The organism is Mycobacterium sp. 1482292.6, from assembly GCF_001672995.1.
Classification (GTDB): Bacteria; Actinomycetota; Actinomycetes; order Mycobacteriales; family Mycobacteriaceae; genus Mycobacterium; species Mycobacterium europaeum_A.
Genome location: NZ_LZKV01000049.1, coordinates 66,466 through 80,979, shown reverse-complemented (window position 1 = coordinate 80,979; position 14,514 = coordinate 66,466). Strand labels below are relative to the sequence as shown.

Genomic DNA, 14,514 nt, shown 5'->3' with positions numbered 1-14,514 from the left:
CGGTCGGTGCTCGTCATTCGGCGCGATCCGTGCAGACGGCTGCCATTTCGGCCAGCGCGGTGCGAACCGGCCCATCGATCGGCAGGTCGCCGAGGTGCTCGCACGCGGAAGCGATGCGGTCGCCGATCATCTCCTCGATCAGCCGCACCGCCCCCGTCTCGACGATGAGCGCTTTCCACCTGTCGATCGCGGTGTCGTCGAGGGTTTCACGATTCGCAAGTTCGTGAAGTTCACGCCGCACCGGCGCATCGGCCAACTGGTGGGCGGCCACCACGACGCTGGTCGCCTTGCGCTCGAGCAGGTCGCCCGCACAGGGCTTGCCCGTGCTGGCCGGCGAACCGAAAACGCCGAGGACGTCGTCACGGAGCTGGAACGCCTCCCCGACGGCGGCACCGTAGCGGCCCAGTTGGGACAGCGTTCGATCGTCGCACCCGGCCATGGCCGCGCCGATTTCCAGCGGCCGGCGCACGGTGTAGTTCCCCGACTTGCGCCGTGCCACGTCGAGCACGACTTCCAGCCCGGGTATCTGCCGCGCGTCGTTGATCAGGTCGGCGAACTGCCCGACGGCGAGCTCGGTGCGCATGGCGTCATAGCGGGGCCACACGCGTTGCAGGCGCAGCGGCTCGACGCCGCTGTCGCGCAGCATCTGTTCGGCCCAGATGAGGCACAGGTCGCCGAGCAGGATGGCGGCCGATTCGCCGAATCGCCGCGACGAGCCGGACAGGCCGCGCTCGCGGTGCCACTGGCCGAATTGGCGGTGCGCCGAGGGGCGTCCGCGCCGTTGCGCGGAACCGTCCATGACGTCGTCTTGCAGCAGCGCAAAGGCATGCAGCAATTCGAAACTGGCCGCGGCCCGCAGCGCTGAATCGTCGGGCGCCGCGCCGCATAGCCAACCCAGGTACACAAAGGTGGAACGCAGGCATTTACCGCCGGAGACGAACTCCACCAGGATGTCGCCGGCGGCGTCGATGCGCGCATCGTCGAGCTCGCCGACGCGCCGCGCGGCGACGAAGTCCGCGACGTCGCCAAGCACCATCCGGCGCACGTTCGATCGCCACGCTTCGAAGTCGTCAGCGGTGCACCAACCGATGGCCACCGGCGGCGAGGCCGTGGCCGGCGAAAACGACAAAGCCCTCATGTGCGCAAGCGCTCCCTCCCGGACGGCTTGGCATGCCCAGGCCTGCGCGGTCCAAACACACGCGTCATACCCGCCGATGAGGCGGGCAAAACCACAGCGCTGACCGCCAGACGCGCCCCGCGTCGCCCGCTACCGACATACCATTTTGTTCAATAACTTAAACATTAATTTAATGAACTTCAGCCGGTTGCGCCAGCCAAGCGGGCGGGCGGTGGCCGGCGGCGGGCCCGTCGACGCATCCTCACTTAACCGTTAAGGGACTGAAATAACGGCCGATCGGCGATATGCTGCACACAGTTATGGACGCTGATGCCCAGCGCTGCGGCCGCGATGAGCTGGAGTCGCTGATCTCGGCCGATCTGCGGGAGCTGTCAACCGAGTCCGATCAGATCGGCCGGCTGTTCGCGCCGATACATAGCATGCGGCCCAATGACTTTCGCGCCCTGCTCCACATCATGGCGGCGGAAACCGGCGGGCGACCGATGACCTCCGGCGACCTCAGTCACCGGATGGGGTTGTCGGGATCGGCGATCACCTACCTGGTGGACCGGCTGATCGACGGGGGTCACATCCGTCGTGACAACCATCCGGCGGATCGCCGAAAGGTGTTGTTGCGCAACGACGAATACGGTCTGGCCACCGCGCGGTCGTTTTTCAGCCCGCTGAGCAGCCATACCCGGATCGCCCTCGGCGGGCTATCCGATGCGGACCTGAGCGCCGCGCACCGAGTGCTTCGCGCGCTCATCGACGCATTGCGGCGCTTCGCAGACGAGCTGGGCGACGGACCGAAACCCTGACCAGTGCAACGGGTTAGGTCGGCGTTACGACGCGGCGCTGTGTGTGGTCGTGGGCCGGACCGCTGCCCCGTCGACCACGCTGCAGTAGACGCGCGCCTTGCGGAGCTCGTCGTTGAGGAACAGCAGCGACCGTGCCGAGGCTGCGTGCGTAGACGAACAGGTGTGCCCTGTCGAAGTGAGCCGTGTACCGGCACTGTGCGGGGTCATGTGGGTCCGCCGAATTTGCGGCGCGAATAGCAGCCATGAAAGCGCCTATCGGAGTGGTGAGAAGGGAGTGACAGCGCTTTGCCGCAGCGCTCGCGCTAGAGACGCAGCTGTGAACTCAACCTGTTCGGCAGCCTACCGCCGAGGCGAGCGCCCGGAGGTCGATGTCGCGAAAGGCCCGGGTGAAGCATTCGTTTCGTGGCCTTTTCGGCACCGGCAGCCGTTCGCTTCCCGGCCCGTTCCGCGGGTGGTTTGACCGCATGGGCGGCGGGTATACGCGCGTCAAGTAGCTAATGCGACAGTCCCCCCGATGGACGTGAGGGGTGATGCGCCCCAATGGAAAAGCTTGGCCGCCGGTGGTACCGGCTAGTGATCACCTCCGCGTTCACGACGATGCTCTGCGCCGCGCCGGGTCAGGTGGCCGCCGACCCGGGCGCCACGGTGTTCCCCGGTATGGCGATCCGCCAGGGCGACACGGTCTGCATGGTGGGTCTGGTCGAGCCGCGGCTGCGGGTCGCCGTGACCAGTGGCCAGTGCGACGGCGGGAAGTCGATGGTGACCGACCGTGACCGCAAGCCGATCGGTTCGGTGATATTCGGACGTCGCCAGATCGAGGCCGACGCAGGCGCGGACACCTCGATGCTGCCCGTGGAATACGAAGTCATCGCGATCGCCCCAAATGTGACGGCCAGCGATGTGCTGCCGACGGGGCGCCACCTCGCGTCCGCGCCCGGCCTGCGCGCGCAACCGGGCATGCCCGTGTGTCAGCTGCGCAGCGCGACCGGCCAGCGATGCGGCTCGGTCAGCTCGGTGAGCAATGGCCGTTTCGCCGTCACCGACATGGGATTCGACAGCCGGGACTTCGGCGGGCCGGTCTACACGCTGACCAACGACAACAACGCCGTGATCGTCGGACTGGTCGAGGGCACCTGGAAGTCCTCGCCCCAGATCGAGTCGTGGCAGGCGGTCATGGCGCAGGTCTACATCGACAGCCACACCTACAATCCGCAACAACAACAGCAACAACTGCCCGTTCTACGAATGATCTAGCCGCGCCGCAACGCGGTTTGCCTCACCATGACTTTTACGCCGGCGGCCACGCGTATGCCTGCCGCCTGGCGTCCGGCTTGAGCGCCGTCGCGCCCGCACGGCCGGACGCCCGCCGCCTGGCAATCGCCCGCGAGCACGCCCCATCCGCCCGGGTGCCTGCGCTACGTTGCTAGTGGTGCGGCCCCCCGGACGGCTCAGCGGGCCTGCGCACCTGACCGGCACCGGGATCGCGCGCTGCTACCGCGGTCCTCGCCCGCCCGAAACCGCCCCTCGCATAGCGCTGGTGGCGTCCCTGGCGACTTGCGCGGCCGCCGCGCGGCGGCGCCCCCGCGCTGTTACGCTTCGCGCCATGCACGTGACATCAGGTGTTTGCTCCCGGGCCGTGCACTGTTGTCGCCCCTGACCCTTGAGCCCGTGTAGCTGCTACGGGGGTGGTGCATCCTTTCGATGCCCTGGCGCCGCTCCGCAGCAACGGGATCCGACGAAGCGAAGTCCCGCACCGGAAGGCCACCCATGTTCGATCTCCCCGCCGGCTCACCCGGCTGGCGTCAGGGCGCCGCGTTGGCCCTGGTGGCCGGGGTGGTCGCCGCGTGTGGTGGTGGGGCCAGCGACGCCGTCGGGGGCGGCGGACTGACGAAAGCCAATAGCAAGATCACGCTGGTCGCCTATTCGGTCCCGGAGCCGGGATGGAGCAAGGTGATTCCGGCGTTCAACGCCTCGGCGGAGGGCAGGGGTGTCCAGGTGATCACCTCCTATGCCGCCTCGGCCGACCAGTCGCGCGGCGTCGTCGAGGGCAAGCCCGCCGACATCGTGAACTTCTCCGTCGAACCGGACATCACCCGATTGGTCAACGCGGGCAAGGTTTCTGCCGACTGGGACAAGGACGCGACCAAGGGGATTCCGTTCGGGTCGCTGGTCACCCTGGTGGTGCGCAAGGGCAATCCCAAGAACATCAAGGACTGGGACGACCTACTGCGCCCGGGCGTCGAGGTCGTCACGCCCAACCCGCTCAGTTCGGGCTCGGCCAAATGGAATCTGCTCGCCCCGTACGCGGCGAAGAGCGGCGGCGGTGCCGACAGCCGGGCGGGTACGGAGTTCATCGACAGGCTGGTACACGAGCACGTGAAACTGCGGCCCGGCTCGGGACGGATAGCCACCGACGTCTTCATCGAGGGCAGCGGTGACGTGCTGATCAGCTACGAGAACGAGGCCATCGCGGCCGAGCGGCAAGGCAAGTCCGTCGAACACGTCATTCCCGCTCAGACTTTCAAGGTCGAGAACCCCCTCGCGGTGGTGAGCACCAGCCCGCATCTGGACGCGGCCACGGCGTTCAAGAACTTTCAATACACCGCCGCGGCGCAGAAGCTCTGGGCGCAGGCCGGTTTCCGGCCGGTCGATCCGGCCGTGGCGGCAAGGTTTCGCAACGACTATCCCGTCCCGGTGAAGCTGTGGACGATCGATGACCTCGGTGGCTGGACCGCGGCCGACTCGCAGCTGTTCGACAAGAACACCGGCAGCATCACCACGATCTACAAGCAGGCCACCGGATGACTCGATCGTTTTCCGCCGAAACCGCCTATCCGGAGGCGATCCGGCCCGAACTCGCCCAGCCGGGCAGCGCGCTGGGGCAGGCTCCGCCGCCGATACCCGTGACCGGCCGGGTCGGCGGCACGCCGCTGCGGGTCGGCGTGACGATGCTGTGGCTTTCGGTGATCGTGTTGCTGCCGCTGGCCGCCATTGCCTGGCAGGCGGGTGGGGGCGGGTGGCAGGCCTTCTGGCTGGCGGTCACCTCCCACGCCGCGGTGGAGTCGTTCCGGGTGACGCTCACCATTTCCGTTGCGGTGACGGTGTTCAACGTCGTCTTCGGCCTGCTGACCGCATGGGTGCTGGTACGTGACAACTTCGTCGGCAAGGGGCTGATCGACGCGGTGATCGACCTGCCGTTTGCGCTGCCGACCATCGTCACCAGCCTGGTGATGCTGGCCCTGTACGGCAAGAACAGCCCGGTCGGCATCCACCTGCAGCACACGCCGCCGGGGGTGGCGATGGCACTGGCGTTCGTCACCCTGCCGCTGGTGGTGCGCGCGGTGCAGCCGGTGCTGCTCGAAATCGACCGGGACGTCGAGGAGGCGGCGGCATCGCTGGGCGCCGGCGGCCTAAAGGTCTTCACCTCCATCGTGCTGCCGTCGCTGACGCCGGCGTTGCTGACCGGCGCGGGCCTGGCGTTCTCGCGGTGCATCGGTGAATTCGGCTCGGTGGTGACGATCGGTGGCGCGGTTCCGGGCAGCACCGAGGTGTCGTCACAGTGGATTCGCGCCCTGATCGAAAACGATGACCGCACCGGCGCGGCGGCGATTTCCATTGTGCTGCTGCTTATTTCATTCAGCGTGCTGGTTCTCCTGCGGATCGTCGGGGGGCGCGCGGCCAAACGTGAGGAGAAGGCCGCATGACGTCGTCGCTGTGGGTGCGCTACCTCATCCGCTACGCGGTGGCCGCCTACATCACGGTGATGCTGATCGCGCCGGTGTCGGTGATCCTGTGGCGGACTTTCCGGCCTGGCGTGGGCCAGTTCTTCGATTGGATCACCACTCCGGCGGCGATATCGGCGCTGGATCTGTCGCTGCTGGTGGTGGCCATCGTATTGCCGCTCAACGTGATATTCGGCATTTTCACGTCATTGCTTCTGGCGCGCAACCGATTCCGCGGTAAGGGCGTCCTGCAGGCGATCGTGGACCTGCCATTCGCGGTCTCGCCCATCATCGTGGGCGTCGCGCTGATCGTGCTGTGGGGATCGGCGGGCGCGCTGGGCTTCGTCGAGAACAACCTCGGGTTAAGGATCATCTTCGGCATCCCCGGCATCGTGCTGGCGAGCATCTTCGTCACCCTGCCGTTCGTGGTGCGCGAGGTCCAACCCGTACTGGTCGAGCTGGGCACCGAACAGGAACAGGCGGCGGCCACGCTGGGTTCGACGGCGTGGCAGACCTTTTGGCGGATCACGCTGCCGTCGATCCGCTGGGGTCTGACCTACGGCATCGTGTTGACCACCGCCCGCACCCTGGGCGAATTCGGTGCGGTCATCATGGTGTCCTCCAACCTGGCCGGTGAATCACAAACGCTCACCCTGCTGGTCAACGATCGCTACAACCGCGGGGCGGAATACGGCGCCTACGCGTTGTCCACCTTGCTGATGGGCGTTGCCGTTGCGTTCCTGATCGCCAAGACAATCCTGCTCGTGCGCCGGGCACGCGCCAAGGCCCTGGCCTGAGACCGAAAGGACCCACATGTCCGAGAACTCCCTCGACCCGAGCGCGTATGCGATCACGGTGCGCGACGCCTACAAGCGCTACGGCGACTTCGTCGCGCTGGACCACGTCAACTTCGTGGTGCCGACCGGGTCGCTGACCGCGTTGCTCGGACCGAGCGGCTCGGGCAAGTCGACCCTGCTGCGCACCATCGCCGGGCTCGACCAACCGGACGCCGGAACCGTCACGATCGACGGCCGCGACGTGACCCGGGTGCCGCCGCAGCGCCGCGGCATCGGATTCGTGTTTCAGCACTACGCGGCGTTCAAGCACCTGACCGTGCGCGACAATGTGGCCTACGGGCTCAAGATCCGCAAGCGACCCAAGGCCGAGATCACCGAAAAGGTCGATCGCCTACTGGAAGTGGTGGGGCTCAACGGCTTTCACCGCCGCTATCCCAACCAGCTGTCGGGCGGTCAGCGCCAGCGCATGGCGCTGGCGCGGGCGCTGGCGGTCGACCCGCAGGTGCTGCTGCTCGACGAGCCGTTCGGCGCGCTGGACGCCAAGGTGCGCGAGGATCTGCGGGCGTGGTTGCGGCGCCTGCACGACGAGGTGCACGTGACCACGGTGCTGGTCACCCACGACCAGACCGAGGCGCTCGACGTCGCCGACCGCATCGCCGTCCTCAACCGGGGGCGCATCGAACAGGTGGGCTCGCCGACCGAGGTGTACGACTCGCCGGAGAATCCCTTCGTGATGTCGTTCCTCGGCGCGGTGTCGGACCTCAACGGCGCCCTGGTGCGCCCGCACGATATTCGGGTGGGCCGCAACCCCGAATTGGCGGTCGCCGGCGGCGATGGAACCGCCGCGTCCGTCGGGGTGGTGGCCGCCACCGTCGACCGGGTGGTCGCGCTGGGCTTCGAGGTTCGCGTGGAGTTGACCAGCGCGGTCACCGGAGATCCGTTCACCGCGCAGATCACCCGCGGGGATGCCGAGGCGCTGGCCCTGCGCGAGGGTGACACCGTCTACGTGCGGGCCACCCGGGTACCGCCGATAGGCCAGCCCGGCGCCGCCCACCGGGACGGGGCCGCGCTGACGTCCACCTGACCGTCGGTGTTTCCCCGGCCGCAGAATGGGAATCCGCCGCCGGTGAACGTTTTCGAACTCGCGGCGTTGCCGTTCCAGTGGGGCTCCGCGATCCGGGGTAAGCGCTTCTTCCACCCGATCGGCGTGCTGGCGCAGGGCTTCATCGAGCGCGTCGCCCCGGCGGGCCAGGGCCTGCCGATCGCGTCGTCGGAGATCGTTGCGCGCGTGTCGAAGGCGACCGGTACGCCGGGGGCGCTGCCCGACTTCATCGGGCTGGCCTTCCGGGTGCCCGCGGCGCAGGCGTCGGACAAGCCGTGGGACATCCTGCTGGTCTCCTCGGGGTCGGGGGTGCTGTCGCGCGCGCTGGCGCTGCGCCCGGCCACGTCGTGGAACGGTCAAACGCTGACCACGCTGATGCCGCTGCACTATCAGGACAACAACTGGTGGCTGCGGGCCAGGACCTCGAGCGAGATCGGCGGCGGGCTCTCGCTGGACAGCGTTCGGGCCAAGCTCGAGCGCAGCAACATCGAGGTGGCGCTCGACCAGGCCTGCGGCAGAGGCGATTTCACGCCCTTGGCCCGGATGACCCTGACTACCGTAATCGATCCCGAGCGCGACCACGACGTGTCGTTCGACCCCGTCCTCAACACCGCACCCGGCCTGAGCCTGCACCCCAGGTGGCTGGCCGATCTGCGCGCCCGCGCCTATCAGCACAGCCGTGACGGCAGAGACGCCGAAGGGTAGCCGCCCGTTGGAAGGAGGTAGCCGGTGTCCGAGCGGATCGTGATCACCGGGGCCAGTGGCAACGTCGGCACCGCCTTGCTGCGCCGGCTCGCCGAAGACGGCGCCGACTATGACATCGTCGGCGTCACCCGGCGACGACCGCCGCCCGACGGGGTGTATCGATCCGTCCGATGGCATCAGCTGGACCTAGCCGAACCCGGCGTGCAATCTGAGTTGCTCGACGTCTTTCGCGGCGCGCAGTGCGTGATCCACCTGGCGTGGGGATTCCAGCCCACCCGCAACACGCGCTATCTGGACGCGGTCGCCATCAACGGGAGCAGCGCCGTGCTGACCGCGGCCCACGACGCGAAAGTGCCGCAGTTGGTGCACATGTCGTCGGTGGGCACCTACGCGCCGGGACGGTACGGGGAAAAGGTCGACGAATCGTGGTCGACCGCGGGCATCAGATCGTCCGCCTACAGCCGCGCCAAATCCACGGTGGAGCGCATGCTCGATGACTACGAGCGCCGCAATCCCGACGGCCTCGGCATCACCCGGATGCGGCCCGGGTTCATCATGCAGCGCGACGCCGCGCCGGGCCTGCGACGCTACACCCTGCCTGCGTACGTCGACTCGCGGTGGCTGCGCTGGCTGCCGGTGCTGCCGCTGGACCGCTCGCTGTGCGTGTCCATCGTGCACGCCGACGACGTCGCCGACGCCTGCGTGCGGGCGATGGAGCGTGGCGCCACGGGGCCGTTCAATCTGGCCGCGGAACCACCGGTGTCCCGCGACGACATCGCAAAAGTGTTGCGGGCGCACCCGATTCACGTGCCCTCGGGCCTGCTCGGCCTGGCGGTCGAGGCATCGTGGCGTGCGCGATTGCAGCCAATCGACCGCGGCTGGCTCGATATGGCCTTTTCGCTGCCGCTGCTGGACACCGGCCGGGCGCGCGCCGTGCTCGAATGGTCGCCGCACTGGGAATCGGTGGCGGCGCTGGCCGACCTCATCGACGGGTTCCTGCACGCTTCGGGGACACCGAGCCCGGTGCTGCGCTCCCGGTCGTTGGCTCAGGCGCTGGGCCGCGATGTATCCGCCGGGCCGCTCACCGTCCGGCGGGTGCCGTGACGAGCGTCGTCAACCGGTGCGGCCCAACAGGTGACGCAGCGCCCCGTCGAGGTCGGGATCGCGGAAGCGATGCCCGGCGGCGGCGAGCTTGGCCGGCGCCACCCGCTGGCTCGCGGTCGCCAGTTCCCGGGCGCCCTGCTCGCCCAGCAGTAGCCGCGGGCCCAGCGATGGCACCGGCAACACCGCCGGTCGGTGCAACACCGACGCCAGCGTAGCGGTGTACTCGCGGTTGCGGACCGGTTGTGGCGCAACGGCATTCACCGGTCCCGCCAGCGTGGTGTCCCAGAGCGCGCGGTGATAGACGCCCACCAGGTCGTCGATGCCGATCCAGGACAGCCATTGGCGACCGTCGCCCAGCCGGCCACCCAGCCCGGCGCCGAACAGCGGGCGCATCAGCCTCAGCGTGCCGCCGGCGGGCGATTGCACGATGCCGGTGCGCACCTGCACCACCCGCACCCCGGCCTGTTGCGCGGGCGCGGTCGCCTGCTCCCAGTCGGACACCACATCCGCCAGAAACCCGTTGCCGCGATCGCTGTCCTCGGTGAGGGTTTCGTCGCCGCGGTCGTACCCGTAGTAGCCGATCGCCGACGCCGAGATCAGGGCGCCCGGCCGGGGCTCGCCGCGACCCAGCAGTTCGGCCAGCCTCCTGGTCGGCTCAATCCTGCTGTCCCGGATGGCTTTGCGATGTTGCTCGGTGAACCGGCCGGCGATCGAGGCTCCCGCCAGATGGATCACCACGTCGATACCGTCGAGCAGCCGCGGGTCGGGATTGTCGGGATTCCATTGCCGCTCGTCGTCGCCGCGGGCGGCACGCCGGACCAGCCCGACCACCCGATGCCCGCCGGTGCGCAGGAAGGCGGTCAACGCCGAACCCACCGGACCCGACGATCCGGTGATCGCGATCGTCGTCGGCCGCAACCCGTTCTCGGCGGCCAACCGGTGCGCGGCCAAGTCGTCGGCCAGCTGCCGGTGCCGGTAGTCGAACATGGGCCGCAGCAGCGACCCCGGCACCGGCGTCTCGACCCGGTCGATCACCCTGGTGCGGTTGCCGCCGAGGTCCTCGAATTCATGAATGTGACGCCAGCGCATGGCGATTCGCGCCGGCAGGGTTGCCAGACCGTCGCCGCCGACGGTGTCGACGAATCGTCGCGGCGGGTCGTAGCCGTCGGGCTGATGCACGGCGACCCAGCGCAGGCCGCCGGGCAGCGCCAGGGTGGCGCGTCCGTCCGCGAGCGAGGCCGCCTCGGTGACCAGGCGCATCGGCTGCCACGGCGGCGAGAGCCGGGCGAACGCCCCCGGCCTGGAATGCCAGTCGAATACGTCGGTGATCGAAGCGTCGACGACGCTCGAATAGTCCAGCCCCATCCCTCGACGGTAGCCGTCAGCGGTTCGGCAACGCGTGTTCGACGATGGGCAGCCGCGCGTGCGGCTGGCGCACCCCCCGCTTGGCCGACAGATAGACCTGCGCCGTCTTGTCGGCCACCGTGCGCCAGTCGAAATCGGAGGTGAGTCGTTCGCGGGCGGCGCGGGCGCGCTGCTGCGCGGCCTGCGGGTCGTCGAGCACGGTGCGCACCGCCGCGGCCAGCCGGGCCACGTCGCGCGGCGGGCACGAGACACCGGTCTGGCCGTTGATCACCGCCTCGCCCAGCCCGCCGATGTCGGACGTCACCAGGGGAGTGCCGGCCGCGGCCGCCTCGAGGGCCACGATCCCGAACGGCTCGTAGTGACTGGGCAGCACCGCGACATCGGCGCGATGCAGGACGGCCAGCAGCTCGGCGTGTTCGAGGTGCCCGACGAACCGGATTGCCTTGAGCACCCGGTGTTTGCGGGCCTGCTCGACGAGCCAGGCCTGCTGCGTGCCCTCGCCGGCGATGGTCAGGGTGGTGCCGGGGTGGCTGCGCCTGATCCGCGGCAGCGCGGCGATGGCGTCGTGCACACCCTTCTCGTATTCCAGCCGGCCCAGGTACAGCAGTTCGGCCGGCCCGGTGCGTGGCCGGCGTTCCGCGAAGGGCCACCGCGCCGTCTCGATGCCGTTGCAGATCACCGTGATCTCGGCCAGACCGGGGCCGAAGAGCTCGGTGATCTCGTCGGCCATCGACGCCGAACACGTGATCAGCGAGTCGGATTCGCGCACCAGCCACGACTCGACCGCGTGCACCTGACGGCTGATCGCACCGCTGACCCAGCCGGAGTGCCGGCCGGCTTCGGTGGCGTGAATCGTGGAAACCATTGGCGCATCGTAGAATTGGGCGAGCGCGATCGCCGGGTGGGCCACCAGCCAGTCGTGGGCGTGCACGACGTCGGGCCGCCAGGCGCGGTTGGTGCCCGGTGTGGTCAGCGGTAGCCCGGCGCGGATCATGGCGTGGCCCATGGCCAGTGTCCAGGCCATCATGTCGGTGCCGAAGCTGAATTCGTGCGGATCCTGGGCGGCCGCGATCACCCGGACGCCCTCGCTGATGTGATCCGACGAGGGATGGCTGCGGGGATCGGTTCCGGTGGGCCGCCGGGACAGCACGACGACGTCGTGACCCGCGGCGGCCAGCGCGGTCGACAGGTGATGCACGTGCCGGCCTAGCCCGCCGATCACCACCGGCGGGTATTCCCACGACACCATCAGGATCTTCACGCCAAGACCAACCTCGCCCGCCTCATCGGGGCAGCCTGCGGGCGTCGAGGGCGCCGAACAGCCCGTCGGCGCGGTTCCATCCCTGCGCCAGCCGCTGCGCGGCGTCGCGCCGTCCGGACGCCAGCGCGTCGGCGATCTCGCGGGTGGCGTGCGCGTGCAGATGGGCGCGGTAGCGGGCGTAGTCGGCGGCCGAATCCTTGCTCACCATGAACGGCCAGTCGCTGGAGACGGTGAGCAGCGTTTCCCGCAGGATCTGATCGGCGACGTGGTCGCGGGGGATGGGCCCGTCCAGCGACGCCGTCTGGGACAGCGCCTTGTCGACGGTGCTCAGCGCCATGTCGACCACTTCGCTGTTGAGCGCCACCAGATCGGCGACCTGCTCGCCCGCCCACACCTGCCAGTCCTTGCCCGATCCCCACGAGCTGGGCGGCAGGGTGACCGGGTTTCCGACGAAGCCGTCGGCAAGGGCGTCGGACAGCGTGCCCACCCGAACGCCCGCCTCGGGCAAGGCCCGCAGCACCCGCTCCAGCCAGGTCGGGCCCTCGTACCACCAGTGGCCGAACAGCTCGGTGTCGAAGGCGGCGATCACATGGGCGGGTCGCCCGATGCGCTCGGACTCGGAGAGCAACCGGTTGCGGACCACCTCGACGAAGTCGGCGACGTGCGTGTCGACCGCGTGGTCGGCGCGCTCGGGGTCGTAGGGCGCCTTGTCCTGCGAGGGCACGTTGCGGCCCGTCACCCGGGCGGGCTTGAGGCCGGTGAGGTGGTCATAGGTATGGAAATCGCGGTACGCGGCGTGCCCCGGATAGCCGGACTTCGGTGACCACACCCGGTAGCTGACCTGCAGGTCGCGCCCGAACGCCACCACGTCGGTGTCGCCGACGGGCCGGCCCAGCGCGGTGTCGCCGTGCAGCGACGGGCCGTCGACCATGAAGTGGGTGACGCCCGCGGCCGCGTAGTCGTGCTCCAGGCCGGGCGCGTAGGCGCACTCGGGCGCCCAGATGCCGCCCGGGCGCCGGGCCAGGCGCGCCTGCGCGTCGGCCAGACCCTCGCGCAGCGCGAACTCGCGCAGCCGGGGCGCCAGCAGCGGCTGGAACGGGTGTGCCAGCGGACCGCCGAGCAGCTCCACCGTGCCGGCGTCGAGCAGGCCGCGCAGCAGCGGGCTGCCGCCGTGCCGCCACCGGGTGGCGAAGTCGTCCAGCGCGCCCTGCGCCTCGGCGGACTCGCGAATCCCCAAGGCGCGCAAGGCTTCCGGCGTGCAAGAGGGGTAGCCGGCCGACTTCGAGCGGGGGGCGCTACGCACGCTGGTGGCCACTGCGGTCGCTTCCAAGGCGCGCAGCCGCCAGTTGGCCAGCCAGTGGTGCATGCCGTCGAGGCAGTACGGGTCGTCGAGCTGCGCGTTGACCACCGGAGTGACGCCGAGGGTGATCAGGCTCCGGCGATCCTCGCCGGCCAACGTGTCGAGCACGCGCATCAGCGGCAGGTAGGCCGCCGCCCAGGATTGGTACAGCCATTCCTCGCCGACGGGCCAGCGGCCGTGATGGGCCAGCCAGGGCAGGTGGGTGTGCAAAACCAGGGTGAACAGGCCGGGCACCCGGTTCTGCGCCGTGCTCACGGCGCTACCGCGATCGCGACCAGGTCGAGGCTGTCGTCGATGTGGTGGCCGGTGCGCGCACCCTCGCCGGCCTTGATCAGGTCGAAGTCGGCGGTGGTGACCGCGGCGACGTCGGCCGCCAGCTCGGGCGGCCAGGGAGCCCCTGGGTCAGCGGCCATTGCCCGCTGGATCTGCGCGTCGATGATCGAGCCGCCGTGCCGGGCGTCCATCTCCCGCAGCCGCGGGCCGTGGAACAGGCCGCTGATCGAGACATCGCGGAACCCGCCGTCGACCAGCAGCTGGGTGAGCTCGGCGGCGTTGAGTTCCCGGGTGTGGAAGGGGTTGATCGGGGTGTCACGGCCGGGGGAGAAGGTGATCCGGTTGGGGGTCGACATCATCAGCAGCCCGGACGGTCGCAGCACCCGGGCGCACTCCACGACGAACTGTGTTTGGTCCCACAGGTGCTCGATCACCTGGAAGTTGACCACAACGTCGACCGACGAGTCGGGCAGCGGCAGCTGCGCGAGGTTCGCCTGCATGACGTCCACCCGGGGGTAGCGGCTGCGGACATGGGCCACCGCGGCCTCGTCGTAATCGACGGCGATGACGCGGCGCGCGACGCCGGCGATCAGATCGGCGCCGTAGCCCTCGCCGCAGCCGGCCTCGAGCACGTCGGCGTCCACGCAGCGCCCGGCGAGCCGCTGGTAGACGACCTCGTGGCGGCGGAACCAGTAGTTCTCGATGTCCAAACCGGGGATGGTGCGCTCGCCCGTGAGCGTCATCACGGCGTCACCCACCGACGCGGTGTCGCCGGGGGTGTGCTGCGGGACGTCAGGGACCGGTGCGCTCATTGCATAGGCAGGCTAACGCGAAGTGTCGGATTCGCGAACCGGGGACGCGAGCCCCCGCTCGTGAGGCGGCGGACGGGC

General features: G+C 69.4%; 13 protein-coding genes. 8 read left to right on the top strand and 5 right to left on the bottom strand.

Annotated features, from left to right (window positions below; genetic code table 11):
* Positions 1 to 13: 13 nt before the first annotated feature.
* A complete protein-coding gene (locus A5624_RS04540) occupies positions 14 to 1,138 on the bottom strand; it encodes a polyprenyl synthetase family protein (protein WP_066862185.1) in 1,125 nt (374 codons plus the stop codon).
* A gap of 284 nt (positions 1,139 to 1,422) precedes the next feature.
* Between A5624_RS04540 and A5624_RS04535 the strand changes: the two genes are divergently transcribed.
* From A5624_RS04535 to A5624_RS04500, 8 genes are all read left to right on the top strand, one after another.
* Positions 1,423 to 1,935 carry a MarR family winged helix-turn-helix transcriptional regulator gene (locus A5624_RS04535; RefSeq protein ID WP_066862182.1) on the top strand — a complete coding sequence of 171 codons (513 nt, stop codon included), beginning with the start codon at positions 1,423 to 1,425 and terminating at the stop codon, positions 1,933 to 1,935.
* 540 nt (positions 1,936 to 2,475) lie between these two features.
* Positions 2,476 to 3,189 (top strand): hypothetical protein, encoded by a 714-nt coding sequence (locus tag A5624_RS04530; protein WP_066862179.1) that lies wholly within the window; start codon positions 2,476 to 2,478, stop codon positions 3,187 to 3,189.
* A gap of 513 nt (positions 3,190 to 3,702) precedes the next feature.
* Positions 3,703 to 4,740: a sulfate ABC transporter substrate-binding protein gene (locus A5624_RS04525; RefSeq protein WP_066862175.1), complete on the top strand. Its 1,038-nt coding sequence runs from the start codon at positions 3,703 to 3,705 to the stop codon at positions 4,738 to 4,740.
* Positions 4,737 to 5,639, top strand: coding sequence for a sulfate ABC transporter permease subunit CysT (gene cysT / locus A5624_RS04520; protein WP_066862172.1), 903 nt, complete (start codon positions 4,737 to 4,739; stop codon positions 5,637 to 5,639). Before A5624_RS04525 ends, cysT begins: the two co-directional genes overlap by 4 nt.
* The gene (gene cysW / locus A5624_RS04515; protein ID WP_066862169.1) at positions 5,636 to 6,454 is read left to right on the top strand and encodes a sulfate ABC transporter permease subunit CysW; all 819 of its coding nucleotides are present in this window, start codon (positions 5,636 to 5,638) and stop codon (positions 6,452 to 6,454) included. Before cysT ends, cysW begins: the two co-directional genes overlap by 4 nt.
* Positions 6,455 to 6,470: 16 nt before the next feature.
* Positions 6,471 to 7,538: a sulfate/molybdate ABC transporter ATP-binding protein gene (locus A5624_RS04510; protein ID WP_066862166.1), complete on the top strand. Its 1,068-nt coding sequence runs from the start codon at positions 6,471 to 6,473 to the stop codon at positions 7,536 to 7,538.
* Between the two features lie 42 nt (positions 7,539 to 7,580).
* On the top strand, positions 7,581 to 8,261 hold the full coding sequence (locus A5624_RS04505) for a phosphodiesterase (RefSeq protein WP_066862163.1): 681 nt from the start codon (positions 7,581 to 7,583) through the stop codon (positions 8,259 to 8,261).
* 24 nt (positions 8,262 to 8,285) lie between these two features.
* Positions 8,286 to 9,365: an NAD-dependent epimerase/dehydratase family protein gene (locus A5624_RS04500; protein WP_066862160.1), complete on the top strand. Its 1,080-nt coding sequence runs from the start codon at positions 8,286 to 8,288 to the stop codon at positions 9,363 to 9,365.
* A 9-nt stretch (positions 9,366 to 9,374) separates the two neighbouring features.
* Here A5624_RS04500 and A5624_RS04495 read toward each other — a convergent pair whose 3' ends face one another.
* Genes A5624_RS04495 through A5624_RS04480 form a run of 4 tightly spaced genes read right to left on the bottom strand, consistent with a single transcriptional unit; the run spans position 9,375 to position 14,436 of the window.
* Positions 9,375 to 10,730 (bottom strand): TIGR01777 family oxidoreductase, encoded by a 1,356-nt coding sequence (locus A5624_RS04495; RefSeq protein WP_066862157.1) that lies wholly within the window; start codon positions 10,728 to 10,730, stop codon positions 9,375 to 9,377.
* A gap of 16 nt (positions 10,731 to 10,746) precedes the next feature.
* A complete protein-coding gene (locus A5624_RS04490; protein ID WP_066862155.1) occupies positions 10,747 to 11,991 on the bottom strand; it encodes a glycosyltransferase family 4 protein in 1,245 nt (414 codons plus the stop codon).
* A gap of 22 nt (positions 11,992 to 12,013) precedes the next feature.
* Entirely contained in the window at positions 12,014 to 13,606 is a 1,593-nt protein-coding gene (locus tag A5624_RS04485; RefSeq protein WP_066862152.1) for a glycoside hydrolase family 57 protein, read from the bottom strand.
* Positions 13,603 to 14,436 carry a bifunctional 2-polyprenyl-6-hydroxyphenol methylase/3-demethylubiquinol 3-O-methyltransferase UbiG gene (locus A5624_RS04480; RefSeq protein WP_066862149.1) on the bottom strand — a complete coding sequence of 278 codons (834 nt, stop codon included), beginning with the start codon at positions 14,434 to 14,436 and terminating at the stop codon, positions 13,603 to 13,605. The genes A5624_RS04485 and A5624_RS04480 overlap by 4 nt, the downstream gene beginning before the upstream one ends.
* Between the last annotated feature and the right edge of the window lie 78 nt (positions 14,437 to 14,514).

Coding starts and splice junctions, on each gene's coding strand:
- cysW (WP_066862169.1), top strand. CDS start 5,636: ATGACGTCGTCGCTGTGGGTGCGCTACCTCATCCGCTACGCGGTGGCC.
- A5624_RS04535 (WP_066862182.1), top strand. CDS start 1,423: ATGCTGCACACAGTTATGGACGCTGATGCCCAGCGCTGCGGCCGCGAT.
- A5624_RS04480 (WP_066862149.1), bottom strand. CDS start 14,436: ATGAGCGCACCGGTCCCTGACGTCCCGCAGCACACCCCCGGCGACACC.
- A5624_RS04510 (WP_066862166.1), top strand. CDS start 6,471: ATGTCCGAGAACTCCCTCGACCCGAGCGCGTATGCGATCACGGTGCGC.
- A5624_RS04525 (WP_066862175.1), top strand. CDS start 3,703: ATGTTCGATCTCCCCGCCGGCTCACCCGGCTGGCGTCAGGGCGCCGCG.
- cysT (WP_066862172.1), top strand. CDS start 4,737: ATGACTCGATCGTTTTCCGCCGAAACCGCCTATCCGGAGGCGATCCGG.
- A5624_RS04530 (WP_066862179.1), top strand. CDS start 2,476: ATGGAAAAGCTTGGCCGCCGGTGGTACCGGCTAGTGATCACCTCCGCG.
- A5624_RS04540 (WP_066862185.1), bottom strand. CDS start 1,138: ATGAGGGCTTTGTCGTTTTCGCCGGCCACGGCCTCGCCGCCGGTGGCC.
- A5624_RS04495 (WP_066862157.1), bottom strand. CDS start 10,730: ATGGGGCTGGACTATTCGAGCGTCGTCGACGCTTCGATCACCGACGTA.